The sequence below is a fragment of the Hyella patelloides LEGE 07179 genome, assembly GCF_900659865.1.
GTDB classification, from domain to species: domain Bacteria; phylum Cyanobacteriota; class Cyanobacteriia; order Cyanobacteriales; family Xenococcaceae; genus Hyella; species Hyella patelloides.
Map to the genome: position 1 here is coordinate 1 of NZ_LR213795.1, position 26,043 is coordinate 26,043.

Below are 26,043 nucleotides of genomic sequence, written 5' to 3' on the forward strand. Positions count from 1 at the left end.
TTCGCACCAATCAAATTGTAATCGCCAATGGTTTAATTTCCCAATTTATTTCGTCAATTAGTTCGGTGGTTTTACTTTGGTATGGTGGTAGTTTGGTAATTGCTCAAAACCTTAGTATTGGTCAATTGATGGCATTTAACAGCATGAATGCTAATTTTATTGGCTTGATTGCCACTATCATCGGTTTTGTGGATGAATTTGCGGTAGCTCAAACAGCGATTCAACGTCTTGATGAGGTTATTGACTCTACTCCAGAAACCAGCAAGATACAAAAACCTTGGGCAGATCTTGATGCAACGGCGAATATTGTTTGCCACAAGCTTAACTTTCACTATCCAGGGAGGGTGGATTTATTAGAAGACTTTTCTGTGAGAATACCAGGGGGTAAGTTTACCGCATTAATCGGACAGTCGGGCTGTGGTAAAAGTACTGTAGCGAAAATCATTGCCAATCTCTATCAGATCGATTCTGGTAGTATTCGTTATGGCAAATATCACCAACCTGATTTAGCTTTAGAATGTTTGCGTCGGCAAATAGTTTTGATTCCCCAAGAGGCGCACTTTTGGAGTCGTTCTATTTTCGATAACTTTCGTTTGAGCTATCCCCATATCAGTTTTGAGCAGGTAGTAACAGCCTGTCAAATTACTGGTGCAGATGAGTTTATCAATCGCTTACCCGATGGCTACCATACAGTGTTAGGAGAGTTTGGTACTAATATGTCTGGAGGGCAAAGACAAAGATTAGCAATAGCAAGAGCCATTGTCAGCGATCCGCCAATTCTCATTTTAGACGAGTCCACAGGAGCATTAGACCCCGTAAGCGAAGCTCAAGTGCTAGAAAGATTGCTTACTTATCGCCGAGGTAAAACCACCATTACCATTACCCATCGTCCCAGCGTCATCAACCGTGCAGACTGGATTATTTTTATCGAAGATGGTTCGTTAAAACTAGAAGGTTCTCCCCAAAAATTGCGATCGCAATCTGGCTCTCATCTTAATTTTTTAGAAACCATAATATAAAGGCATAACGTGCTATGAGTAGTTATAGCCGTTGCCATTGTTGTATTAGGACAAGTTTATTTGATTGCGAGGAAGTAATAAGTAACTCGTCATTAAGTAATAAGTGTCCTAATGTAAGTCCGTAGTGCTATACACAAAATTGCAGTAAGGTGGGCATTGCCCACCCTACTATAATTAATTAATTAAAATTCCCTTATATTTCATGTCCTAGAATAAAATGCAGTAGGCTGTATCTTTAAACACTACTCCCTATTTGCTACTTGCTACTCGCTACTAAAAATCGTTCGGTTTCTATTTGGAATCACTATACCTTACGGTTCATCCCTTCATTGACAGTTTCCAGAATTAATGGCATCGCGAGAATTATGAGAAGTAGTCGGATAAGCCGTTAAAATTACTGTACCATCATCTTGCTTAATAACACCTCTGGCTAAATACAATTTTTCTCCAGCCTCTGTAGTTGCCACAGGTTGAATATGAGGTGGAATAAAATTAGGGTTGTCAGAATTTTCTCTCGATTGAGATAATTCTCGATTAGCTAATTGGTTGTGTTCTCCATCAGAATTGCCAATGGAAGTTTGTTCCCCAATAATCACCACTTCTCCCTCAAAAGGTTCAGTGGGTTGGGCTGGTACGCCTCCTTTTCCTCGAACTGCTAAACCAGATGTTTCCTCTGTTTGGGATGCAGTACAAGCATCAGAAGTAACTACCTCAGAAGTTACTATTTTAACTGGCAATTCTGCTGTTCCACGGAGAGAGTTAGTATCGAGAGTGTTAATAAAAACCGTGCCATCTAAGCCAAAGTCCGAGCTAGCATTAATATCATTAGTAACGGAATTTAAAGGACGTTCTTCGATACCGAATAAAGATTCCACAGTAATGTTAATATTGCCCCCTCTTCCCTGTTGTGCGTTAGCAATAATATCGTTATTTTGATTGGGGAAAGCAAGGATCAACTCGGCATCAATATTGATATTTCCTCCATTAGCTTGATTGAAAGCTCTCGCAGAAATGAGGCTATTGTTCCGTAAGGTTAGATTCTCTGCCACTTCAAAAGTAATATTTCCTCCATTACCCGATTGAGTAGCTGCATCAATTACAGCATCGTTGTCTAAAGTAATGGAATTAGCCTCAACTCTTAGGTTTCCTGCTTCCCCTGTTCCTGGTTCTCTTAAACCCAAACCAGAAAAGTTACTAACTGTGATAGTTGCACCATCACTAATAATTAGTTCTCCTGTAGAAACAACAATATCTCCACCTGTGCCATCTTCTACAAGGGCACTAGCAAACAAACCACTACGTCCAGTTTCTGATAGTCCAATTAATTCAATAGTATCGGTTACACGTATAGTCGTTGAACCTGCATTTCCTTCTCCAAAGGTAGAAGTGCCAATCTGCGAACCATCGGTAGCTAACAGATTTCTTGTTTCTAAAAATAAGTTGCCACCACTGCCTTCTCCACCTTCAGCAATATTGGCAACGATCGAGCTATCGTCTAATAATTCTACAGAGTCAGTAGCACTAATATCCAGAGAACCTGCTGTCCCCTGTCCTCCTTCAAAAATAGTTGCGGAGATAAAAGTGCGATTAGTTAAAGATAGTTGTTCGCTATTAACTTCTATGTTGCCACTATCTCCTGTTCCTCGGACATCTGCGGAGATAAAAGCGCGATTAGTTAAAGATAATTGTGGTGTATTAATTGTTAAGTTTCCAGTATTCCCCATGCCCCCTGGAAAAATATCACTATTAATGTTACTAGCTACTTCTAATTCATCAAGTGTTTCTCTATCAATAATTATTCCTGTTCCGTTCATAAAAATACTTTCCGTAGCATTAATATTAATGTTGCCACCATTGCCAACACTATCGGAGCTAATTCCTGCATTAATATCCGCTCCATCAGTAATGGATAAAGAACCAGTGTTAATTGTAATATCTCCTGCCCTAATCTCATTAGGTTCAATATCAACGTCTGTGGGTATGCTATCTGAATTAAATACTACGCTTCTAATATTACTAGGAGCAACCATTAAATTTCCTGGTTCGCCCATAGTAATAACATTGGCATCAATACTGATATTTCCAGCATTACCTTGACTAAAAATCGTACTGTTGATTTGTCCGTTACGGGACAAAAGAAGATTGTTGGTACTAATGTTGATATCACCTGAATTACCATTACCAGAATCACCGACAATACTGTCAATTTCACTAGGCAAAAAGCTAGTTGTGCCATCACTTCGAGTTAATTCGGCAAAACTATCAATTATAATTGTGTCTGCAACACTTACATTGATATTCCCACTATTAGCTGTTCCCGCAACTCCACTACCAATTCGACCACCATTAGTCAGAGTAAGATTTTGGGCTTGTAGATTAATGCTACCCACATTGCCAGTAGATTCGGCAGCTACAAATTGATTAACTTGACTTAAGTTAGTATCATTTTCTCCATCTACAACAATGTCACCTGTAGCATTTAAGGTTATATTACCAATGTTTCCTTGTCCCAAACTGTTGCTAGTTATATTGCTACCATTGAGCAAAGAGATATTGCGAGCATTAATCTCGATATTTCCTGCATTTCCAGTTCCAAAATTATCATTAGTAATAAAGGTTAATTCTTGACTACCAGCAGTATCAATTAATAAATCTTCGGTGAGATTAATAATGATGTCTCCTGCTTGAGCTTCTGCCGAACCAGAATTCGCAAAAATACCAGCATTCAACCTACTACCAGAGGTTATTTCTAAGTTTCTAGCTTCAATAGTTATCGAGCCTCGATCTGCTCCTGGAGCAAAAATAGAAGAATCATTATTTAAAGTAACGGTATCTCTTGCATTGATAGTTACATTTCCCGCGCTATTTTGAGTCACACTGTTGGCAAACAAAGAGGCATTATTAGCAGTAAATGAATCGACATCAATTGTAATATCTCCTGCTTGACCTTGACCAGAAGTACTAGCATTTAATCTTGCTCCGTCAAGCAGAGTTAAAAAGCCTGTTGTAATACTAATTTCTCCACCATTACCAATTGCACCAGAATTTATACCAGATACGATCGCACTTGTATTTCCCTGACTCTCAAGAATTACCCTTTCTGTAGCTTCGATACTAATATTTCCTGCCCTGCCTTGTCCTAAAAGAAAAGTACTAATAACTGAGCGATCGCCTAATACTAAACTACCAGTTTCAATGTTAATATCTCCTGCATCTGCTGTTCCACTGGGAAATACTTGACTAACAATGGCACTATTAAAATTAAGCTCGTTTTCTACTCCAGTAATAGTTAAAGATTCAGCAGCAAACACATTGATATCTTCCCCAGGGTTTGAGCCTAAAGTATGGGAAATCAATCCCGATACACCAGTAATAGCAATATTATTACCTGTAACGTTAATTGCTCCGCTACTCAAACCACTAGCATCAACAATACTTGTTCCTGTTAAAGAAATATCGCCAAAGTTTTCCACAGCAGAATAATCAAAGGTAAAACCTCTTGCTGTTTCAACTAAGTCCACTGTTCCCCCTGCAACACTGCCAAGTTCAATGCTTCCGCCTGCGGTTTTAATAGTTGCATTTTCTAAGAAAAGATTTCCGCCAATTAAACCGATAGTAGCCTCAGAATTTACCCGTAAAGCATCTTGAGTATCAATTACTTCACTATCAGTAAATCTTAAACCGTTACCATTGCCTCTGACAGTAATCTCCGCAGGTTGATCGCGAAAGCCTAAGCCAATGGGTGCATTAATCGTAATTAAAGGGGGATTTTCTAAGTCTGTCGCACTAAATTCCCCATCGGGAAAGATGATACTATCGGCGGTGCTGCCATAAAATGAACCCCCAAGCTGCAAACTGGCATTTTCGCCAAAAACAATCCCCGCAGGATTAATTAAAAACAAATTAGCTGCACCATTAGCTCTTAAAATGCCGTCTATATTAGATATGTTTCCTCCAGTAACGCGAGAAAAAATATTAACGATCTCGTTGGCATTATTAAAAAAGGCTTCAGTTCCTGTAGGAACAGAAAATTCACCAAAGCTATGAAATAAATTACCGCTATTGCGATCGCCATTATCAATCTGAACACCTGTTTCTGTGGGACTGACATCAGTAGATGTTGTACCATCTACGGTAATCTGTGCCGAACTAGGAAGAACAATAATACTACTGAAAAGTAAACCAGGAAACAAATAAGTCAGAAATTTCATCGCAATTGGTCAAAGTAAAAATAAAGCAAAAATAACAGAAAATTCAATTATAGTGATTCCAAATAAAAATCTTATACTTGACTGTTCCCTGTTCCCTGTTCCCTCGAACCATTAAACTTAATGTAAGGAAATTAATTGGAACGACTATAGATTAACTATTAAACTCGAATACCAATTTAAAAAGTTTAAATCTTTTTCATCTTACATATTTTTGCTTCTGAGACTCTACTGATAACTGAAAAATTAATAATATTGAAGAAAGTTAAGGGCAACCTTGTTTATACCCAATCTCTCATCATTATTTCTCAACAATCAGCAATCCAAAAATTATTAACTATCCTTCTAAGCCAGTCCTCATCACTTCATTGACAGTTTCCAGAATTAATGGCATCGCGAGAATTATTAGAAGTAGTAGGATAAGCCGTTAAAATTATTGTGCCATCATCTTGCTTAATAACGCCTCTGGCTAAATACAATTTTTCTCCAGCCTCTGTAGTTGCCACAGGTTTAATATGAGAGGGAATAAAATTAGGGTTGTCAGAATTTTCTCTCGATTGAGATGATTCTCGATTAGCTAATTGGTTGCTTTCTACATTAGAATTGCCAATGGAAGTTTGTTCCCCAACAATCACAACTTCTCCCTCAAAAGGTTCAGTGGGTTGCGGTGGTACGCCTCCTTTTCCTCGAACTGCTAAGCCAGATGTGTCTTCTGTTTGGGATGCACTACAAGCATCAGAAGTAACTACCTCAGAAGCCACTATCTTAACTGGCAATTCTGCTGTTCCACGGAGAGAGTTAGTATCGAGAGTGTTAATAAAAACCGTGCCATCTAAGCCAAAGTCAGAGCTAGCATTGATATCATTAGTCACGGGATTTAAAGGACGTTCTTCGATACCGAATAAAGATTCCACAGTAATGTTAATATTGCCCCCTCTTCCCTGTTGTGCGTTAGCGATAATATCGTTATTTTGATTGGGGAAAGCAATGATCAACTCGGCATCAATGTTGATGTTGCCACCATTAGCTCGATTGAAAGCTCTCGCAGAAATGAGGCTATTGTTCCGTAAGGTTAGATTCTCTGCCACTTCAAAAGTGATATTCCCTCCATTACCCGATTGAGTCGCAGCATCAATTCTGGCATCGTTGTCTAAAGTAACAGAATCAGCTTCAACTCTTAGGTTTCCTGATTCTCCTGTTCCTGGTTCGAGAAAACCCAAACTAGAAAAGTTACTCACAGTAATAGTTGCACCATCACTAATAGTTAGTTCTCCTGTAGAAACAAAGATATCTCCTCCTTTGCCATTATCTATAAAAGCACCAGCAAAAAAACCACCACGAGATTGTTCTTGAGTACCACTAAGATTGATTGACTCAGTAGCATTAATAGTTAAAGAACCAGCATTTCCATTACCAGAAGTAGTAGCAGAAATTTGTGAGCCTTCGCTAAGAGTTAAAGTTTCAGTTTCTACTATGATATTTCCGCCATTTCCAATTGCTTCCTCTAGAACATCAACCCCAATTAAAGAGCCATCTCTTAAATTTAAGTTGTTTGTCTCAATACTAATACTGCCACCATTTCCTGTAGCTCCTGGTCTTACCTCAGCCCTAATTACACCAGTATTGGCTAATGTAAGTGAATCATTTGCAGTAATGTTAATAAAACCAGCATTACCTTCTCCACGTGCTTGAGAACGGATTTCAGCAAAATTAGTTACAGACAATTTTGGAGTGATAATGTCTATATTACCTCCATCACCAGTACTATCTGGCGCGGTACTAGCCGTAATTTCGCTAGGAAATTCTTCACCATTAAGGATACCAGTTCCATTTACAGACACAAATTCCGTAGCAGTAATTTTGATATCTCCACCTTTGCCAACACCAGTAATACTGGTATTTATGTCACCACCATCACTAATAGATAAAGAATTAGTGTTAATAGTTACATTTCCTGCATTGCCTTCTATTGATGGATCGAGAATACCACTTACGGCTCCATTAAGAATATTACTAGGAGCAATGCTTGTATTTCCCTGTTCACCAATAGTAATTACTTCAGCATTAATGTTTACATCACCAGCGTCGCCTTGTCCGAGAGGAGAAGTAAAAATGCTTCCGTTACGAGATAAAAAAAGATTTTTGGTATTAATGTTAATATCTCCCGAATCACCAATACTGTTATTTCCCAGAAGGCTACCGATTGAACTGCGGAAGAAAGGGGTTAAAGGTAAAGTGTCTACTATTGCTTCATCTTCGCTAAGTAATACTTCTGCAAAACCATCGACCAAAATTGTATCGGCAATTTTGAGATTAATATCACCACTATTGCCAGCTGCACCTAAAACGCCCTGCCTAATTTCACCTCCATTAGTTATAGTCAAATTTTGAGCTTGAATGTCAATATCTCCTATGTTTCCTATTCCTTCTTCACCAATAACTAAAGATATTTGGCTAACAAAATCAGAATTCGCGCCATCCACAACAATATCACCTGTCGCATTTAAAGTTATATTGCCCGTGTTTCCTTGTCCAGAACTTAAGCTACTTATTTGACCACTATTAGATAAAAAGATATTGCGCGCATCGATCCCGATATTACCTGCGTTACCTGTACCGAAGTTTTGATTAGTAATGTTGGTTATGATTTCACGGTCAAGACTATCAATTGTTAAATCTTCTGTCAGGCTAATTGTAATATCTCCTGCTTGAGCCTCTGCGAAACCAGAATTACTAGCAATACCAGCAAATATATCACTACCCGCAGTTAGTTCTAAGTTTTCGGCTTCGATATTAATTGAACCTCGATCTGCTCCTCTGGCAAGAATAGATGAACCATTAGATAAAGAAACTATTTCTATGGCGTTTATAGAGATATCCCCTACTTCATTCACACTATCAATATTAATTTCCGAACCATTATCTAAAGTTATAGAATTGGCATTAATTTCAACATTGCCCGATTTACCAGTAACAGCAGAATCAGTAAAGCTAAAAATACCATTATTACTATTGCTTCCTTGACTATCGAAAGAAATATTTTCTCTGGCATTAACAACTACATTTCCTGCATTACCTTGTCCTGATGTAACAGCATTTAAAGTAGCTCCATTACTGAGAGTTAAAGAACCAGTAGTAACGTTAATTTCTCCCCCATTACCAATTGCCTCATCAAGCACTCCTGTAAAGATTCCTACCGATTCATTTTGACCATCAAGAGTCATGTTTTCTGTCGCGTTGATGGTGACATTTCCTGCATTGCCTTGTCCTGATGTAATAGCCCTTAAAGTAGCTCCATTACTGAGAGTTAAAGAACCAGTAGTGATGTTAATTTCTCCGCCATTACCTTGTCCTAAAGTATTGGCAAGTAACGTAGCACCATTATTAATGGCTAAAGAATTAGCAGTAATCTTAATATCTCCTGTATCAAGATCGAGATCGCTTTCTCCTAAGAGAAACACCGCAATGAGAGAAGAATCGCTAATAGAAACATTTCCTTTAGCCACATCATTAGGAAAACTCAAACTACCATCTTCAGTAATATCAATTGTTCCTGTTGCAGCTAACCCCCCTAATTCAACTGTTCCTCCTGGGGCAAAGGTAATTGAGCCATTTTCTAAGTTTACATTCCCCCCAATTAAAGCCAATGTGTTTCCTTCATTAACAAATAAACCAAAACCATTAGCAGCCGAGCGATGAACAATATCTCCTGGTTCCTCGCGAAAGCCTAAACCAATGGGTGCATTAATCGTAATTAAAGGGGGATTTTCTAAGTCTGTGGCACTAAATTCACCATCGGGAAAGATAATACTATCGGCAGTGCTGCCATAAAATGAACCGCCTAGCTGTAAACTAGCATTTTCGCCAAAAACAATCCCCGCAGGATTAATTAAAAACAAATTAGCTGCACCATTAGCTCTTAAAATGCCGTCTATATTAGATATGTTCCCTCCTGTAACGCGAGAAAAAATATTAACGATATCGTTGGCATTATTGAAAAAAGCTTCAGTTCCTGTAGGAACAGAAAATTCACCAAAGCTATGAAATAAATTACCGCTATTGCGATCGCCATTATCAATCTGAACGCCTGTTTCTGTGGGACTGACATCAGTAGATGTTGTGCCATCTACGGTAATCTGTGCCGAACTAGGAAGAACAATAATACTACTGAAAAATAAACCAGAGAATAAGCCAAAGCGATCGATAAATTTCATAATGGTTGGTTGGTTAAAAAATGTGGCAAATAGGTAAAGTAGGGAAATTGAATTACAGGCGTGAAAGTAGGCAATAGTTAAAATAGGTGATGGAATAATTTTGCCTAAAGACTTAATCTGGGGGCTGTATAGTAGCCGATCCGAGTCTTTATTTTTCCATATCATAGATCTATACTTCTAGAATTTTATAGATTATTAGTAATTGAACAATTATTAAAAGATCTTTACTGTCTAGAGTGCAAGCCTTACAACCATATTTACCATTTGTTCTTTGCTCCTCTTCCTCGTTCCTTGTTCCTTAATTTGTAGGATAATGAATCTCTGATTGTAAAAAGGGAAAAATTAATAATGCGCTTATCTAAAATGTTATTTGTGACTTTAAGGGAAGATCCAGCAGATGCCGAAATCCCCAGTCATAAGCTATTAGTTCGTGCTGGCTATATTCGCAGAATTGGTAGCGGTATTTATGCTTATCTGCCTCTAATGTGGCGAGTATTGCAAAAAGTGTCTCAAATTGTTCGTGAAGAAATGAACAAAACGGGAGCGCAAGAATGTTTATTACCCCAATTACAACCAGCAGAATTGTGGCAAGAATCGGGGCGTTGGGATACCTACACTAAAGCAGAAGGAATCATGTTTTCGCTGATAGATCGTCAGGATAGACAGTCAGGTTTAGGGCCTACCCATGAAGAAGTAATTACAGCGATCGCTAGAGATATGATTCGTTCTTATCGTCAACTGCCGATTAATTTATATCAGATACAAACTAAGTTTCGCGATGAAATTCGCCCTCGTTTTGGCTTGATGCGGGGACGAGAATTTATTATGAAAGATGCTTATTCTTTTGATACTGACGAAGCATCGCTGAAAGAAACCTTTCAAGATATGGCTCAGGCGTATCACAATATCTTTACTCGCTGTGGCTTAGATTTTCGCCCTGTAGATGCGGATTCTGGAGCAATTGGGGGTGCGGGTTCGCAGGAATTTATGATTTTAGCGGATGCAGGAGAAGATGAAATTCTCTACACAGAAAACGGTGATTATGCAGCCAATGTAGAAAAGGCGGTTTCTCTAACCACCGATGCGGTAGCTTCCACATTTACCAGCTATGAAAAATTAGAGACTCCCAATACCGATACCATTGCTAAGTTGAGTGAAACTTTTAAATGTTCTCCTACAGCGATCGTCAAAAATGTGCTTTACGAAACAGTTTACGATAATGGCATAACGGTTTTGATTTTAGTGAGTATTCGTGGCGATCAAGATGTTAACGAAGTAAAACTATATAATGAGTTAGTCAAACTAGCACCAGATTACAAAGCACAAACTATTATTTCTTTGCGAGTACCCGATACGAGCGCACAACAAAAATGGTGTTCTAAGCCTTTGCCTTTAGGTTATATTGCTCCCGATCTGGCGGATGATTATATTTCCATAACAGATAATGTTGTGGCACAGTTTGTCCGTATGGTAGATAAAACCGCCGTTGAGTTAACTAATTTTGTTACTGGTGCTAATGAGTCTGGGTATCACGTAGTAGGTGCTAATTGGGGCGATCGATTTATTTTGCCCAAGCTAGTAGTAGATGTCAGAACCGCTAAAGCTGGAGAAAGAAGCATTAACGATCCTAGTCAAATTTTGCAATCTGCTAGGGGTATCGAAGCAGGACACATTTTCCAATTAGGAACCAAATATTCTCAAACAATGGGAGCTACCTACACCAACGAACAGGGTAAAAGCGAGCCTCTGTGGATGGGTTGTTATGGTATCGGCGTATCTCGTATCGCTCAAGCAGCAGTGGAACAATCTCACGATGAAAACGGTATTATTTGGCCTGTTGCGATCGCACCTTACCATGCTATTGTGGTTGTTCCTAATATCAACGATGCAGAAAAAATGGCGGTAGCAGAAAAAATTTACCAAGAATTAAATGAAGCGGGGGTAGAAACTCTTTTAGATGATCGTAAAGAAAGAGCAGGTGCTAAATTCAAAGATAGTGAATTAGTCGGGATTCCCTATCGTATTGTTACAGGGCGATCGCTTTCTGAAGGAAAACTGGAAGTAGTAACTAGAGCAACCAAAGAATCTCAAGATATTCCTGTAGAAGAAGTTGTCTCTACTGTTAAGCAATGGGTAATTGAAAGTAAAAAATAGAGATATCCAAGGGTGGGAAATACCCACCTCACTACTTTGGCATCTCAATCCAAACTTGTTACACAGCACCAGAAGCATAAACCGCTACTGCGATCACACCTCCAATTAGGGCAACACCCAAGACACCCAAAATGAGATAATTGCGTTTTTCTGAACCACTGGGAGGCTCTGCTGTGTACATCTCTGGCTCACTAGCAAAGTTGTTAAGTCTTCCGCCTTCTTCAGTTGTATAGGGCATAAATAAAACCTCTTATGTATTAATTAAGAATTGTGATCAAACATATCGTTATGCGTCTTATCCTACAATAAAAGTTTACATTGTGCCTAACAAATCTATCTTTTGAGATAAAGATTGAAGTTATTAAGGGGAGAATCTCGGCATTAAAATCGCGATCGCGATTAGCGCGCTTGCTTATAGGCTATAGGCTATAGGCTTGACTGTTATAGTGGGGAAATTAAACCCACCACGCGTGCCTTATTCCACTATGCACAAAGTGGAAGAATTAAACAAAGCTTATAACTGGTTAAATAAGAGAGGAGGGTTTCTGCGTCTCGCCTCCGTGATTAGGAATTAGGGATTGGTAATTAGGTTCTTTCCCAGTCCATCTATCTTCAAGGAAGGAAAACCAGATCAATCATCTCCTAAACACCAACTCAAAAATAAAAGAGCAGAAATTGCCATTACTAACCAGCTTAAAGAACTAATTCTTTCGATCAGACTTAAAGGAAAAAATACTAAGAGATCGGAAAGTAGCCAATTGCCGAACAGCAGCAAGAATATAATTACAAAAATAGACATATTTAGGTAAAATTTTAGTTAAGGTGGCTGATACCTATAGTACTTTGTGAGCGAATCGTACTTTAATTAATTTATAAGACCACTATGTTGATAGTTTTTCTTTAGTGGGCAGCCGAAGTTACTTCTTGTCTTGTGACTGTCCTCCGTCCTCATTCCTGATGAAGGACTTTATTAAGGATCGAGATTCAAGGATAAGAAGTAAGGAAAATTCTTTCCTCATCCCTCAATCCTCATACTTCATCCCTGAACGAAGTTCCTCATCCCTTATTAGACAGATTATTGATTTAAATCAAATTTGTAGGACATAAAGAATTCTATCGTAAGCATTGTTAGGTCATTTTATCTACTAAACTAAAGATAAGTTTAATGGTTATAAAAAAATTAGCTTCTCTACTTTTCTTTTACAGAATATTGTTAAAAGAAATTCTAACTATGACTAAATCAAAAAATCTCAAGTATTTCTTCTTGATGACTACCTTAGTGTGTTCAATATCTGGGGTAGCCTTAGCTCAGAAAAAAAATTTTAATGATTTAGTTTTGGCAGTGGGATCGAATGAAACAGGGGGAATAGTTACAGGAAATACAGGAGGTGCTTATTCTTTAGCATCCATAACTAATAGCGATCGCGATGGAAATCCTTGTTTAGGTTATGGCGATCCTCAACCAGACCACATCATAACTTTAAAAGGTAATTTTGCTCAATTAACTCTGCAAATCGATAGTGGAGGAAGTGACACTACTTTAATAGTTAAAGACGTAACTACAAACAGTATTCGCTGCGGATTGGGTCAAAACGAAAGTCAAGATGCAGTAATTCAAGATAGTAACTGGTCAGCAGGAACTTATCATATTTGGGTAGGTTCAATGTCCCCCAATCAGCGATCGCCATACCGTTTATCTGTTCAACCATAGAAATTAATGACGGATTATACTACCTAATAAAGATGTGTCAGAAGGCAAGATAACGATAAAATAGATGAGCAATGAAGTAAATTGAATCATCAAAATCAGTGCTATCTTCCTTAATTGCCGACTTTCGTATTATCTTTGAGCGCGATCCAGCAGCCCGTAATTGGTTAGAGGTATTACTCTGCTATCCAGGGTTACAGGCTTTATCCTTTCATCGCTTTTCCCATTGGCTATACAATATTGGTATTCCCTTTGTTCCTCGCTTTATATCCCATCTAGCTCGTTTCTTTACAGGTATTGAAATCCACCCAGGAGCGCAAATTGGTCAGGGTGTCTTTATCGATCATGGTATGGGAGTAGTGATTGGAGAGACAGCGATTATCGGTGATAAATGTCTGATCTATCAGGGGGTAACTCTAGGCGGTACAGGAAAAGAAACAGGAAAACGCCATCCCACTTTAGGCGAAAACGTAGTTATTGGTGGTGGTGCAAAAGTCTTAGGTAATATTCAGATCGGTAACGAAGTGCGGATTGGTGCTGGCTCAGTAGTGCTAAGGGATGTACCTTCTGATTGTACGGTGGTAGGCGTTCCAGGGAGAATTGTATATCGTTCTGGAGTAAAAGTTAATCCCCTCGAACATGGCAATTTACCCGACTCAGAAGCAGCAGTTATCAGAAGATTAGTAGATCGTATCGAATCTTTAGAAGAAGAAGTCAAAGAGTTAAGACAAGCAAGTTCTCGAAGTCACTCTCTAGTAGCAAAAGTTCTCTCAGAATCAGCAAATGATGAATCTGGAGATTGTTGCAAATTGAAAGACAAAGAAATTAGAGAGTTCCTCGAAGGCTCACTTTGAGTAAGAAAAGGAGAGCTAGGAACAAAGAATAAGGAAGGACTAATGTTAAGTTGGGTTGCATGGAGTTAAGCGGTTGGCGAAAACGACCTGTAGAAGAAAGAAGTAGCAGGACAAGATTCTTTTTGCCCAAGTAACTACAAGTAACTATACTACCCACCTTACGAAGTCAAAGTGTAGTTTTTCGCCTAGTTCTCGCTAATTTTCTGAAGTTTTGAGATAGTTTTGAGAAATGGTATTATCAAGTGCAATAGTTACACTACAGGAAATCACTAAGGAAAACCTCGACAACATCCTGGATTTGAAAGTAACCAGCGAACAAGAAAATTTCGTTGCTTCCAATGCTGTATCTATTGCTCAAGCCCATTTTTATCCAGAGGTTGCTTGGTTTAGAGCCATTTATGTTGATGAGGTACCAGTTGGTTTCGTGATGCTGGTAGACGACCAGGTTAACTCATCTTATTATCTTTGGCGATTTATGATTGATGCACGTTTCCAAAAGCATGGGTTTGGACAGCGCACTTTGAAATTAGTACTAAAATACGCCAAAACACGCCCTGGAGCAAAGGAGCTATTGACAAGCTGTGTTACTGGCGATGGAAGTCCTGGAAAATTTTATGAAAAGATGGGCTTTACAGACACTGGTGATATGGATGAGGATGGAGAAATGATTATGCAGTATAAATTTTGAGATTGCTTTTCGATGCAGTGGCAGGATGGGTAATGTCCACCTTAACATTAGCTAATTTCAAAGTGACTAATAATCATCAAATTAATTATTAATCAAAAAAAGTCTAGACGTTCTAGTAGGTTGGGTTGCACGGAGTAAAGCCCAACACAATCAATAAATTGGAAGTTTTGTCGATCACATTTGATGATTCCAGTGTTTGCAATGCATTACTGTCGCACTACCTGGATCGATAACTCAGCAAGCTAACAGTTGAGTTATGCTGTGATTGTGGCTCAGAATCATTTATTTTTCACCGCTTTGCAGTGGCCACCTTAAAACCAAAGAAGACCAACGCTGCTCCGCTTGAGAGTTCAAACCATTTTTGAATACGCGGACGGTTAAATACAGTCATCATCCGCCCAACAAAAACTGTCAGTGTTGAATACCAAGCAACTCTAACCATTGCATGAATAGCTGCAAGCAAGAACGATTTAAAGAAAACAGATTCACCATAGCCAATAAATTGTGGCAGTATCGCTAGATAAAATACTGCTGTCTCTGGACTGAGAATGATAGTTAACAATCCTTCTAAGAGAGATGTGTATTTTGTTTTTCTCTTGTCTACCAATATCTGATTACTTACTACAGAGTTATTTTTTTGAGAAAAAGCTCGCCAAATAGACTGAACACCCAGAAAAATAAGATATGCTGCTCCCAGTAGCTTCACAACCTCAAATGCTCGTGCTGATTGGACTAATATTAAGGATAAACCCAATGCTGACAAAGCAGCGTGTACAAATACACCTATCGATCCTCCAAGAACTACTAGAAAACCTGCACTTTGACCACTAGCCATAGTACTTCGTGCGACAAGAATGGTTGATGAACCAGGAGTTATAGTTAGAATAGAGATAACTCCAATAAATGTGAGTAACTGAGAATCAATCACGTTGCTCTACTATTCCTCCAAATTAGGTTTCACTAACAACTTTACAACAGCTTAATCTCAAATCCCCAACCTTTTATTAACTATTTGTGGCTAAGTTAGACTAACGGGACTTAAACAATTATCAAAATACAAATAGGTTAAAATGACTGTGATAGTTGGTTTTTACATAATAATTATTAGCGATATCTAATAATTATTACTATATTTAGAATATAGATCGCATCTTCAATAATTAGATTTGGATAACATTAGATCAATTAGAAAAATTTCATCAATTTATTTATGTCACAAATTACAAATAAAGAACTTTTACGTCAGCGAAAATTTTTAATCAATAAAGTTAGAAACTATTGGGTTAAAGGAGTATTAGAAAAATCTTTATATAAACAAGTTCTAATAGAATTAAGCTTAGAAGAAAGACTAGATGAGATTGCATCACCTGTAGGTATTACTTGGGAATCTACCGAACAATCTAGAACGAAACTACCACCAGAAACTAAAATAGTTAATTTTTTCAAAGAGATGGGTTCAGGGCGTTCTCTACTAATCTTAGGGGAACCTGGTTCGGGCAAAACTACTGCTCTAATAGAAATTGCACGTCACTTAATAGAACAAGCAGAACAAGATATTAATTGCCTTATTCCTGTTATTTTAAATTTAACTTCTTGGGATAATACTAAACAGTCTATTGCAGATTGGCTCATCTCAGAATTAAACACTCAATATCAAGTTTCTCGCCAAATTAGTCAACTTTGGTTAAAGCAGCAACAACTATTACTATTATTTGATGGATTAGATGAAATAGCAGAAAATAAACGTTTTTTATGTGTCCAAGCTTTAAATGATTTTACAAAAGAATATGGTAATACTGAAATTGTCGTTTGTAGTCGTGCCAAAGACTATGAAACCATCCCAGAAAAGCTAAAATTACAGAGTTCAGTTTATCTACAACCCCTCAATTTAAAGCAAATTCAAGAATATTTAAATAATTTAGGTTCTGAAGTTGCCATAATTAATAACTTATTAAAACAAGATTGTCAGATACAAGAATTAGTGACAACTCCTCTAATGCTCAATATAGCTATTTTGGCTTATCAAGGAACAAATAATGAAGATTTACCTAAACTAGAATCAAAAGAAGCAAAACGCCAACATTTATTTAATGCCTATATTCAGAGAATGTTTTCTCGTCGAGGGAACAATGCACCTTATCCTCAACAACAGACAATTAATTGGCTTAGTGAATTAGCTTTTAGAATGCATCAAAATTCACAAACAGTATTCTTAATTGAGAAAATGCAACCTAGCTTGTTAAAAATAAACTCTCAAAATGGATTCTTTTTCTCTCAACACCAATGGAATAAAGCTAATGATGTTCCAGCCTATAAATATTACTCTTGGGGAGTAAAGTTAATTTATAGCTTACTTTGGGGATTAGTTTATAGTTTGTATAGCATAGTAGACCACTTGACGATTGACTATCAAATTACAGGATTAATCTTGATTATATTAGTTAGTTTTTCGGCTCAAATTGATTCGATTGAACCAGTATCTAAACTTCAATGGTCTTGGCGCAAAGTTCTGAAAGTTATTCCTGGTATTTTCTTAATTGGGCTATATTTATTCTTAACTTCTCAAACCTCCATTTATTTAATAGGTATCTGCTTAACTATCTTCCTTTTAGGGGGCATTACTAATAATCAGCTTAAGAATACAACAATACCCAATCAAGGTATTGTGAACTCTGCCAAAAATGCAATTTCACTTACTACTGTTGGAGTGATTTTTTTCGCAGTTGGAGCAACATCTTTACAAGGATTAATTCCCATATCATATTTATTTGGCAGAATACTTTGTCTGGTTGGTGTTAGTAGTTTTGTGTTAGCTATGGTCAAAGGTGGAATTACTTGTATTCAACACTTTGTACTAAGAGTTTTATCAAGATATTACAATTATACTCCTTGGAATTATGCCGATTTTCTCAACTACGCAGCGCGAATTAATTTATTGCAAAAGATAGGTGGCGGATATATATTTATTCATCGTCTGCTAAAAGAACATTTTATAGATTTAGGAATCAATAAGCATCGACAAAATTTTCAAGTTAATCCAGAAAAAGCCGATACTTACTTAAGAAGAGGTCATTTATATCTTTCCCTCAGTAAAAATCAAGAAGCTGTTATGGATTTTAATTATGCTTTAGAATTAGAACCTAACTTAGCTGAAGCTTATTTTGGTAGAAGTTTAGCTTACTATAGACTCGGTAGAGATGAAGACGTTTTAGATGATTATAACCAGGCTTATTTACTTAATCCTCAAATGCTTAAAAATGTATCTTATACTGAGAAACGAGAATTGAGCTTAGGCGATCGCCAAAAAATCGAAATAACAGAAAAGACTGAAATATATTTAGTAACTGTATTCAACGATAATGTTAATACGTTTAGATACGTCTCCCATTGTTTATCAAAACATATTCCTGATATGAAGCAAGAGCTTGCATGGAAACTAACAAACCAAGTACATGATGAAGGTCAAGCTGTAGTTTGGGAAGGTTCACAATCATTAGCCGAACTATATCGTACCCAGTTAAGTAATGCAGGTTTAACCATGGATGTCTGTTGGGCTAAAGTTGATTAATGAAATTATAGTCAAAGACAATTCTCGGATTTTGCGATCGCTGGCATGATTTAATTCTGAAAAAAGTATTGTTATGGTGTGATATGTACTAAAATCGGGATCGAGAATAAAATCATAATTGCGGGAATCAAACCGCTTTGTTGAAATGTTTGACACAAAATTATTAATCGAGAGTGAATTAACTCTCAAGGGGGATGGTCGATCTTAGTATCGACAGCAATCAGTTAGAAGTGAAAAAGGCTTTAACTGAGGTTGCTCAACTCCAATCTAATCGTGCCTTTCGCGATCGCAATAATCTTTTTTATATTGAAGGAGTGCGTAATTTTATACAAGTAGCTGAAAACAATTTTCAGATTGCAACTATCTTGTATAGTGAGAAGTTGTTAATTGTACCCCCAGCACGCAAGTTAGTAAGAAGTTTGCGACGTAATGGGGTTAAAACAATTAAGCTAACTCCTGAAGAATTTAGAATCATTTCCCATGCCAAAAAAGCTTCTGGTATTGCAGCGATAGTTCACCAAAAATGGACAAAACTGCATCAAGCATCTCCTAATACTGGATTGTGTTGGATTGCTTTAGAAAAAGTACGCCATCCTGGTAATTTAGGAACATTGATTCGCACATCTGAAGCTATTGGTGGTGGAGGATTTATTTTTATCGGCAAAAATATCGATCCTTACGCTCCTGATGCGATCCGAGCAACCATGGGTGCATTATTCCATCAAACGCTAATACGTACTACGTATTCTTCTCTCGAACACTGGATATGTCGCCATAATTGTGGCGTTGTGGGAGCTTCTTTAGCAGGAAATGTTGATTTTCATTGCTTTAAATATCCTCGTTCTACAATAATATTTCTGGGAGAAGAACGAAAAGGATTAAGCAAAAATCAGCAAGATTTATGTCACCACTTAATTCGTATTCCAATGGTGGGGAAAAGTGATTCTTTAAACTTGGCAGTGGCAGGAAGTCTGTTATTGTATGAGGTTTATAAATCAAAAACAAATAGCAAATCAAGAAAGCGTTAAATTTTTAAGGGCGGTTTTTTAATCGTCCCGATCGACTGCTATTTTGAGTTTCATACTCAAGCGGACAGTTGAATACATTTATCGCCGAATTACCAATAAGCGATCGCTTAATTTCAACTGCTTTGAAAGTAGCGTTACCGAATAAGCTAGTTGATTATGAACCTCAAAGCTTAAACATTATTGCATTGGACTTTGGATATCAATATTCCAATAGCCGATGTTCCTAGATAACTAAGGATTAACTTCTTTTTCTTCCCAAGTATTATCAGATCGCAACTCATACAAATACCTATTTTGTGGATCGCCTCTTAACTCTAAACGATCTACTTTTTTAGGCTCTAATAACAACAAACAAAAATTGTCCACGGGTTGTTTTTCCGAAGGAGGATCGGGATTAAAAGCTTCTGGTGTGGTTTCTCGAACTTCCCCAGGATTCGCCCAAGCAAATTGGATTCTGGCTGAATCGGATATATTTTGCCACATTATTTCACGAGCTTTGAGCAAGTCTGAATTACTTTCTTGAGAAGTTACCAAAGCCAAATTACCTGCAATGCGAAATTGTTCGCGGGTTTTAGTAAAGTACCAGCAGATTTCACCCCAAGGCTTTTGTTGAAGATGGATATATTTTTGACTCCGAGTATCAGTAATGAATTGTAGTTGATTGGTTTGCTCTAGAAAACCCCGAAAGACTACCGTGCGGTTAGTAGGTAATCCTTCAGGGTCAATAGTAGCTAATTGAACGTATCCACTGTAGGGTTTGGCTCGATTGCGATGGAGAGCGTGGGAAATATGCGATCGCCAAAGAGCAAGATTATCAGACATAAATTTAAGGAATGAGGAATGAGGAACGAGGAATAAGAAAATACACTACAGTATAGAGGATTTGATTTCTTCATCCTTCATCCTTCATCCTTTATCCTTTATCCTTTACTTTGCCATCCACTCAGTATGGAAGAATTCTCCTCTGGGCTTATCGATACGTTCATAGGTATGTGCGCCAAAGTAATCTCTTTGAGCTTGAGTGAGGTTTTGGGGAAGGCGATCGCGTCTGTAACTATCAAAGTAGTCTAAAGAAGCACTAAAAGCAGGTACAGGAATACCTAAAGTATTAGATACTGCTAAGACTTCTCGCCAAGCTTGTTGACGATCTAAAATTGTTTGTTTGAATTCAGGAGCTAACAGTAAGTTGGGTAAGCGGGGGTTTTCGTTGAAAGCATTTTTGATTTTGTCCAAAAACCCTGCACGAATAATACAGCCTCCTTTCCAGATACGAGCAGTTTCCGCTAGATCTAGCTCGTAGTTAAACTCTTGAGATGCCTTGCTTAGAAGAGCCATCCCCTGAGCGTAGGAACACATTTTTGAGCAGTAAAGGGCATCTCTAATTTTGTTGATGAAGGCTTTTTTGTCTCCATCATAAGTACCAGTAGTAACTGTTAAGTCTTTAGCTGCTGCCATTCTTTCGTCTTTATATGCAGACATCACTCTGGCATTAACCGCAGCATATATTGTAGGGATAGGGACACCTAGCTCTAAAGAGCTAACTACAGTCCATCTACCCGTACCTTTTTGTCCCGCAGCATCCAGAATGGAATCTACCAATGGAAGATCGGTTTCACTATCTTTATTAGTGAAAATATCGGCAGTAATTTCAATCAAGAAGGAGTTTAGCTCATCTGTAGTATTCCATTGAGTAAATACTTCATGTAGTTCATCGCTGCTCAGTCCGAGAGCGTTGTTCATCAGGTCATAAGCTTCGGCAATTAGCTGCATATCACCGTATTCAATGCCGTTGTGAACCATTTTGACGTAGTGACCAGCACCACGAGGGCCAATATAGGTTACACAAGGGCCATCATCTACTTGAGCAGCAATTTTAGTAACAATTGGCTCTAATTCTTGATAGGCAGCTTTTGTTCCTCCTGGCATTAGGCTAGGGCCATTTAACGCTCCTTCTTCGCCACCACTAACTCCCATACCGACAAAACCTAGTCCTGTGGATTCAAGATCGTTAGTACGTCTTTCGGTGTCGTCATAAAGGGAGTTACCGCCATCGATAATCATGTCTCCTTCATCAAGGAGAGGTTTTAACTGCTCGATAACTGCATCTACTGGTTTACCTGCTTTAACCATCACTAAGATTTTGCGAGGACGCTCTAAAGTGTTCACAAACTCTTCTAAAGAATAAGCAGGGACAACATCTTTACCTGTTGCTCTTTGGGTCATAAACGCTTCTGTTTTTGCAGCAGTTCGATTGTAAACAGCAATGGGAAATCCGCGACTTTCCACATTGAGGGCGAGATTTTCTCCCATTACTGCTAGACCGATTACACCAAAAGTTCTTTTCGTCATAAGATATAAAATTCTTGCAAAAGTCTCTATTCGTTTTCAGGTTAGCGTGAGAGGGTTAGGACATACCGTAAAAATGATCTTAAATTTTGCTTTAACGAGGCCAAAGTATCTGTTCTCAATAGGACTATTAGTTGATTAGACCAGGGCATGGGGTGTTTGGCATGGAATGTCAGGAAAAATACAATTTCTGATTTTTATCGGATTTAGGGAGGTGAAAAAAATCATCCTGACTCACCCTACGAAAGAATCCGCTTCCGCCGACTCAGTGAAAGTAAAAAGACACAGATATCCTAAGATGCTTTTTTTCTTCCAAGGACAAAGCACGTCAAAGTCTTTCAATTTGTTTAGCTTTTTCTGGCAATTTACTGGATTTTTGTCCTTGAGTTCTGGCATGAAAGCCAATTAAATCGATGGGAGTATTAATTAGGTCGATCGCTGATGCTTTTCCCAAGACTAATTTAAGACTATTTTTGGGTATTTCTTTAATTATCCAACGACTAAGACGATAAAAAATTTCTTTGGTGGTTAATTCTCTCATGAGTGCTACACCATGCAATTCGTGTAGATATTCATTGGAGCATCCGTAACGATGAAATTGACTGCGAAATGTCTTAAAGTTGGAACGATGACGATGGGAAATAATAGCTTCTGGAGCAGATTTTAATTGCCAGTCTGATTCTCTTTGAATGCGCCAACAAATATCAGCATCGCCTCCTGTGGTTAAGTGGGGACGAAATAAACCAACATCTCTAAATGCTTGTTTTCTAATGGCAATATTAGCAGTTTGTCCGTAAGCACAAAAAGAGTGTTCGAGTAAAAACTTTTGTGACATTAACTCTTTTTTGTCTGCATATTGTTCTAACAAACTGTTACCTGTAAGGGCAATAATTTCCCCGACTACAATTCCTGTTTGAGAGTCTTGAAAAGGTTTTACTAATTCCCTTAACCAATTGGATTGAGGACGACAATCGGCATCTGTAAAAGCTAAAATATTATAATTTGCTTGGCGAATCCCTAAGTTACGAGCAGCATAAGAACTTTGAATTGTCGCTTCTGTTAAATGTTTTAAATTGATGCCTTTTTCCTGGGCTTTTTTGGCTGCATTAGTTAATATTTCGGCTGTGCGATCGCTACTATTGTTATCTACTAATAAATATTCTACTAATTCTTGAGGATAGGTTTGTTGTTCCAGGCATTCTATTAATTCTGGCAAATCATTTTCCCCATTATAAATAGGAATAACAACTGAAACAGGCATTGATTTATGAATAGTTAATTGTTGATTGTTCATTGTTTACCTAATTAGTTTTAGGTTATTAGTAGAGTAGTTGCCAGGTTAAAATGCCCATCCTACTGTTGCAGCCATCCAGATAAATCACGATTAATTAAATCTTGTAATTTTAAAATATCTTCCTGATATAAATTAATTAATTTTTGACTATCTTCAGTCGTTAAAGGCATTTCTTTTTTTGATTGAGAGTTAATATTAATTAAGCGATCGCGAAATTTTTGTCTGGCTTCTAAAGGCATTACTGTTTTTAAAGTATTAGCTGCAAAAGTTCTCAGAGGATTTTTTCTTTGCAACAAATTATTAATAGCTTGGTTTTTTGGTACTTTAGCTTGCTGGACTTTTTTACTTACATCTGGTTTAAACTCAGTATCGACTCCAATATAAGTATAAATACCTTTCATAAATTGCTCCGAATTACGGCAAAGATCGTCATATAAACATACTTTTATTTGCTCGGTTCCAAACTGGTCTAAATAATACTTTAAAGGAGTGGCATAAAATCCTTTGCGAATCATAAAAGACTTATGGGCGCGTTTTTCTACTTGTTCAGAAAGGCTAATAATTTGAGTTCCAATAGCATCTCTAATATGCATTAAATAATCAGAATAAGCTCTTTCAACAGGATTGCGTAAAACGACAATTAATTTAGCATCAGGAACATATTTTTTAATTCTGGCAGCAGAAGATTCATAATGAAATAAATAATTAGGTGAAGCCTCTCCAATAGCTATTTCATCCCGAACATCTGTAAATAAAGCTGCGTAATCTTCGATAGTAACAATGCCATTTTTATTTTGCTTTTCAGGCGGAAAACTTGACCAATCCTGCTCTAAAAAATTAGTCTCTTTAATCCGACTCATAAATACCTGCGGATGTTCTTGAAGATAATTATAAATAGAAGTTGTTCCTGCCTTTTGGACACCAACAATCAAGAAAGTGGGTAGTTTCATCATTACTAACTACTAAATTACTAATTACTAAATTGTTCTTTGACGTAAAATAAATTCTGCGATCGCTAAATCCCCAGGAGTAGTTACTTTAAGGTTGGTTTCTTCTCCTTCAACGATTTTGACAGGAAGTTGACACTTTTCCAGTAAAGCAGCATCATCAGTTACTTTCCAGCCTAACTTTCTTCCTTTGTAGTGACAATCTTTTAGCAATTTGACTTCAAAACCTTGAGGCGTTTGAGCAGCCCAAAGATGGCTCCGATTTGGAGTATCCTTAATAAACAAGTCTCGATCGACAATCTTAATTGTATCCTTGACAGGGATAGCTGCAATTAATCCCCGACAACTTAATAAAGTTTCACTACATCTGTTGAATAACTCAGAAGTTGCTAAACATCTCGCTCCATCGTGAATTAAAACTCGCTCTGCTGATTCGGGTAAAGCTTGTAAACCATTGTAAACAGATTCTTGTCTGGTATCTCCTCCAATAACTAACGTGACAGGCTTAGTCAGCTTAAGATTGGCAATCATCTCTTTAAAATCAGGAAAATCCAATTTTTGTCCAATAATCCCTATCCAGTCAATACTTGTAGCGTTTTCCGCAGCCAACAAAGTCCAAACCAATAAAGGCTTCCCCAACAATTTTAATAGTAACTTATTGCGATCGCTTCCCATACGACGACCCATCCCAGCAGCAGGAATTAAAAGATGCATTTACAATAATTTCCCAAAAAATAAATCAGTTTAGCTCTATCATCCTTTAAAATTGTCCTCAGATACACAGCTATATTAACGGTTTATACTTTTTCGATAGAAATGCGAATCCTAGCTCTTGTCCCTGGTGGAATTGGCAATCAAATTTACTTTTTTCCGACTTTGGAAACCCTCAACAGTAAATATCCCCAATCCAAAATTGATGTTTTAGTCGAACCTCGTGCTAAAAAAGCCTATCGGGTTTGTAAGTATGTCAGCGAAGTATTACTCTTTGACTATCAAGATCGTAGTAGTATGGCAGACTATCTTAACCTATTAGGAGTCATCCGCGATCGCGAATATGAGGCCGTAATTAGTTATAATGCACCCTGGGCAGTAGAATCGCTACTGTGGCTCAATGGAATTCCTGTCAGAATTGGTGAACAAAAAAACAATTCTTGGATTTTCTCGAAATCTGTTCCTCTCAAAAGAGAGCAGTATGAACCCCAAACCTATCATGACATCCTACAAGGATTGGGAATCGAAGCAGATTGTCCTCCATTGAAAATTAATGTACCCCAAAAAGATATTGATTGGGCAGAATCAAGACAAAAGCTCTTAGACCTCAAAAGTGGTTATATCCTGCTTCATGGTGTGGAGGAAACCTATCCTATTACAAGTTGGCAAAAAATTGTTACCGATATTCAAGCCAAACAACCAGAAATTCCTGTTGTTTTACTGCAAACTCAAGAAGAAGATTTTTGGGTGGCAGCTATGATGACAGCCAATTCCCAACTTAAAGTAATTGCTTCCTCTGATGTGGGTAAAATCGCAGCGATCATTGCAGGAGCAAATCTCTTGGTAACTAGCGATCGCAATTCTCTGGCTTTAGCGGTTGCCGTAGAAACTTATACTATCGCTCTGATTGATTCGGCAGACACCAGCACACAATTATTACCCCAAGATGATAATTACGTTGGCGTTTGTTCTTCCAGCAAGCAAATTGCGGATATTGCACCAGAAACCGTACTGGGTAAAATCTGGGGAAATTAATTTAAAGGATCGAGGATTGAGGAGAAAGTAATAATTAGTGATTAACTAGGAATCATCACCTCTTACCTTCTACCTAATCCCTGTGAATACGGTTAAAAAACTATAATTACACTGATACCAAATCAAAAAACAAATGTTTGCAATACATAAATACAATTAAAGGGTAGGGTGGGCGACCGAAGGAAGTACTTTAGTACATCGCCCACCTTACAAGTTATCTGTTGCATTTTTTCTTCTGGTTGGTATAAGTTCCTACACCTTTACCCCGA

Annotated in this window: 18 protein-coding genes; 8 read left to right on the forward strand and 10 right to left on the reverse strand. The window is 37.7% G+C overall.

What is annotated here, in order from left to right:
* Positions 1-1,019, forward strand: a 1,019-nt coding sequence (locus tag H1P_RS07160) for a peptidase domain-containing ABC transporter (protein WP_144865549.1), incomplete at its 5' end; no start/stop codon positions are given.
* Positions 1,020-1,345: 326 nt separating this feature from the next.
* Here H1P_RS07160 and H1P_RS07165 read toward each other — a convergent pair.
* Together H1P_RS07165 and H1P_RS07170 are read right to left on the reverse strand one after the other, a co-directional pair.
* Positions 1,346-5,230: a two-partner secretion domain-containing protein gene (locus tag H1P_RS07165; RefSeq protein ID WP_144865551.1), complete on the reverse strand. Its 3,885-nt coding sequence runs from the start codon at positions 5,228-5,230 to the stop codon at positions 1,346-1,348.
* Between the two features lie 362 nt (positions 5,231-5,592).
* Positions 5,593-9,606, reverse strand: coding sequence for a two-partner secretion domain-containing protein (locus H1P_RS07170; protein WP_144865553.1), 4,014 nt, complete (start codon positions 9,604-9,606; stop codon positions 5,593-5,595).
* Between the two features lie 183 nt (positions 9,607-9,789).
* On the opposite strand from H1P_RS07170, the gene proS reads away from it, so the two are divergent.
* Positions 9,790-11,595: a proline--tRNA ligase gene (gene proS / locus H1P_RS07175; RefSeq protein ID WP_144865555.1), complete on the forward strand. Its 1,806-nt coding sequence runs from the start codon at positions 9,790-9,792 to the stop codon at positions 11,593-11,595.
* A 58-nt stretch (positions 11,596-11,653) separates the two neighbouring features.
* Here the strand turns inward: proS and psb34 are convergent, their stop codons facing one another.
* Positions 11,654-11,833: a photosystem II assembly protein Psb34 gene (gene psb34, locus H1P_RS07180; RefSeq protein ID WP_144865557.1), complete on the reverse strand. Its 180-nt coding sequence runs from the start codon at positions 11,831-11,833 to the stop codon at positions 11,654-11,656.
* A 393-nt stretch (positions 11,834-12,226) separates the two neighbouring features.
* Positions 12,227-12,394, reverse strand: a complete 168-nt coding sequence (locus H1P_RS35840) for a hypothetical protein (protein WP_186375875.1) — start codon at positions 12,392-12,394, stop codon at positions 12,227-12,229.
* A gap of 432 nt (positions 12,395-12,826) precedes the next feature.
* Between H1P_RS35840 and H1P_RS07185 the strand changes: the two genes are divergently transcribed.
* The 3 genes from H1P_RS07185 to H1P_RS07195 all read left to right on the forward strand — a co-directional run bounded on the left by H1P_RS07185 (position 12,827) and on the right by H1P_RS07195 (position 14,845).
* Complete coding sequence (locus H1P_RS07185) at positions 12,827-13,306, forward strand: hypothetical protein (protein WP_144865559.1); 480 nt, start codon at positions 12,827-12,829, stop codon at positions 13,304-13,306.
* 98 nt (positions 13,307-13,404) lie between these two features.
* Complete coding sequence (cysE, locus tag H1P_RS07190; protein WP_144865561.1) at positions 13,405-14,157, forward strand: serine O-acetyltransferase; 753 nt, start codon at positions 13,405-13,407, stop codon at positions 14,155-14,157.
* A gap of 229 nt (positions 14,158-14,386) precedes the next feature.
* Positions 14,387-14,845, forward strand: coding sequence for a GNAT family N-acetyltransferase (locus H1P_RS07195; protein ID WP_144865563.1), 459 nt, complete (start codon positions 14,387-14,389; stop codon positions 14,843-14,845).
* A gap of 289 nt (positions 14,846-15,134) precedes the next feature.
* Here H1P_RS07195 and H1P_RS07200 read toward each other — a convergent pair whose 3' ends face one another.
* A complete protein-coding gene (locus H1P_RS07200) occupies positions 15,135-15,773 on the reverse strand; it encodes a LysE family translocator (RefSeq protein ID WP_144865565.1) in 639 nt (212 codons plus the stop codon).
* A 282-nt stretch (positions 15,774-16,055) separates the two neighbouring features.
* Between H1P_RS07200 and H1P_RS07205 the strand changes: the two genes are divergently transcribed.
* Together H1P_RS07205 and H1P_RS07210 are read left to right on the forward strand one after the other, a co-directional pair.
* Positions 16,056-18,413, forward strand: coding sequence for an ATP-dependent Clp protease adaptor ClpS (locus H1P_RS07205; RefSeq protein WP_144865567.1), 2,358 nt, complete (start codon positions 16,056-16,058; stop codon positions 18,411-18,413).
* Between the two features lie 194 nt (positions 18,414-18,607).
* Positions 18,608-19,441, forward strand: coding sequence for a TrmH family RNA methyltransferase (locus H1P_RS07210; RefSeq protein ID WP_144865569.1), 834 nt, complete (start codon positions 18,608-18,610; stop codon positions 19,439-19,441).
* Positions 19,442-19,672: 231 nt separating this feature from the next.
* Here H1P_RS07210 and H1P_RS07215 read toward each other — a convergent pair whose 3' ends face one another.
* The 5 genes from H1P_RS07215 to ispD form a co-directional block, all read right to left on the reverse strand.
* A complete protein-coding gene (locus H1P_RS07215; RefSeq protein ID WP_144865571.1) occupies positions 19,673-20,263 on the reverse strand; it encodes an Npun_F5749 family FMN-dependent PPOX-type flavoprotein in 591 nt (196 codons plus the stop codon).
* 105 nt (positions 20,264-20,368) lie between these two features.
* The gene (gnd, locus tag H1P_RS07220) at positions 20,369-21,790 is read right to left on the reverse strand and encodes a decarboxylating NADP(+)-dependent phosphogluconate dehydrogenase (RefSeq protein ID WP_144865574.1); all 1,422 of its coding nucleotides are present in this window, start codon (positions 21,788-21,790) and stop codon (positions 20,369-20,371) included.
* A 325-nt stretch (positions 21,791-22,115) separates the two neighbouring features.
* On the reverse strand, positions 22,116-23,081 hold the full coding sequence (locus H1P_RS07225) for a glycosyltransferase family 2 protein (protein ID WP_144865576.1): 966 nt from the start codon (positions 23,079-23,081) through the stop codon (positions 22,116-22,118).
* 59 nt (positions 23,082-23,140) lie between these two features.
* On the reverse strand, positions 23,141-24,034 hold the full coding sequence (locus tag H1P_RS07230; protein ID WP_246141506.1) for a sulfotransferase family protein: 894 nt from the start codon (positions 24,032-24,034) through the stop codon (positions 23,141-23,143).
* 24 nt (positions 24,035-24,058) lie between these two features.
* Positions 24,059-24,742 carry a 2-C-methyl-D-erythritol 4-phosphate cytidylyltransferase gene (gene ispD, locus H1P_RS07235; RefSeq protein ID WP_144865578.1) on the reverse strand — a complete coding sequence of 228 codons (684 nt, stop codon included), beginning with the start codon at positions 24,740-24,742 and terminating at the stop codon, positions 24,059-24,061.
* Between the two features lie 102 nt (positions 24,743-24,844).
* Here ispD and H1P_RS07240 point away from each other — a divergent pair, with 102 nt between their 5' ends.
* Positions 24,845-25,774, forward strand: coding sequence for a glycosyltransferase family 9 protein (locus H1P_RS07240; protein ID WP_144865580.1), 930 nt, complete (start codon positions 24,845-24,847; stop codon positions 25,772-25,774).
* The last annotated feature ends 269 nt before the right edge of the window (positions 25,775-26,043 follow it).

Excerpts from the sequence above, each read along its gene's own strand:
- H1P_RS07165 (WP_144865551.1), bottom strand. The coding sequence starts at position 5,230 with ATGAAATTTCTGACTTATTTGTTTCCTGGTTTACTTTTCAGTAGTATT.
- H1P_RS07170 (WP_144865553.1), bottom strand. The coding sequence starts at position 9,606 with ATGATATGGAAAAATAAAGACTCGGATCGGCTACTATACAGCCCCCAG.
- proS (WP_144865555.1), top strand. The coding sequence starts at position 9,790 with ATGCGCTTATCTAAAATGTTATTTGTGACTTTAAGGGAAGATCCAGCA.
- psb34 (WP_144865557.1), bottom strand. The coding sequence starts at position 11,833 with ATGCCCTATACAACTGAAGAAGGCGGAAGACTTAACAACTTTGCTAGT.
- H1P_RS35840 (WP_186375875.1), bottom strand. The coding sequence starts at position 12,394 with ATGTCTATTTTTGTAATTATATTCTTGCTGCTGTTCGGCAATTGGCTA.
- H1P_RS07185 (WP_144865559.1), top strand. The coding sequence starts at position 12,827 with ATGACTAAATCAAAAAATCTCAAGTATTTCTTCTTGATGACTACCTTA.
- H1P_RS07195 (WP_144865563.1), top strand. The coding sequence starts at position 14,387 with ATGGTATTATCAAGTGCAATAGTTACACTACAGGAAATCACTAAGGAA.
- H1P_RS07205 (WP_144865567.1), top strand. The coding sequence starts at position 16,056 with ATGTCACAAATTACAAATAAAGAACTTTTACGTCAGCGAAAATTTTTA.
- H1P_RS07210 (WP_144865569.1), top strand. The coding sequence starts at position 18,608 with ATGGTCGATCTTAGTATCGACAGCAATCAGTTAGAAGTGAAAAAGGCT.
- H1P_RS07215 (WP_144865571.1), bottom strand. The coding sequence starts at position 20,263 with ATGTCTGATAATCTTGCTCTTTGGCGATCGCATATTTCCCACGCTCTC.
- gnd (WP_144865574.1), bottom strand. The coding sequence starts at position 21,790 with ATGACGAAAAGAACTTTTGGTGTAATCGGTCTAGCAGTAATGGGAGAA.
- H1P_RS07225 (WP_144865576.1), bottom strand. The coding sequence starts at position 23,081 with ATGAACAATCAACAATTAACTATTCATAAATCAATGCCTGTTTCAGTT.
- H1P_RS07230 (WP_246141506.1), bottom strand. The coding sequence starts at position 24,034 with ATGATGAAACTACCCACTTTCTTGATTGTTGGTGTCCAAAAGGCAGGA.
- ispD (WP_144865578.1), bottom strand. The coding sequence starts at position 24,742 with ATGCATCTTTTAATTCCTGCTGCTGGGATGGGTCGTCGTATGGGAAGC.
- H1P_RS07240 (WP_144865580.1), top strand. The coding sequence starts at position 24,845 with ATGCGAATCCTAGCTCTTGTCCCTGGTGGAATTGGCAATCAAATTTAC.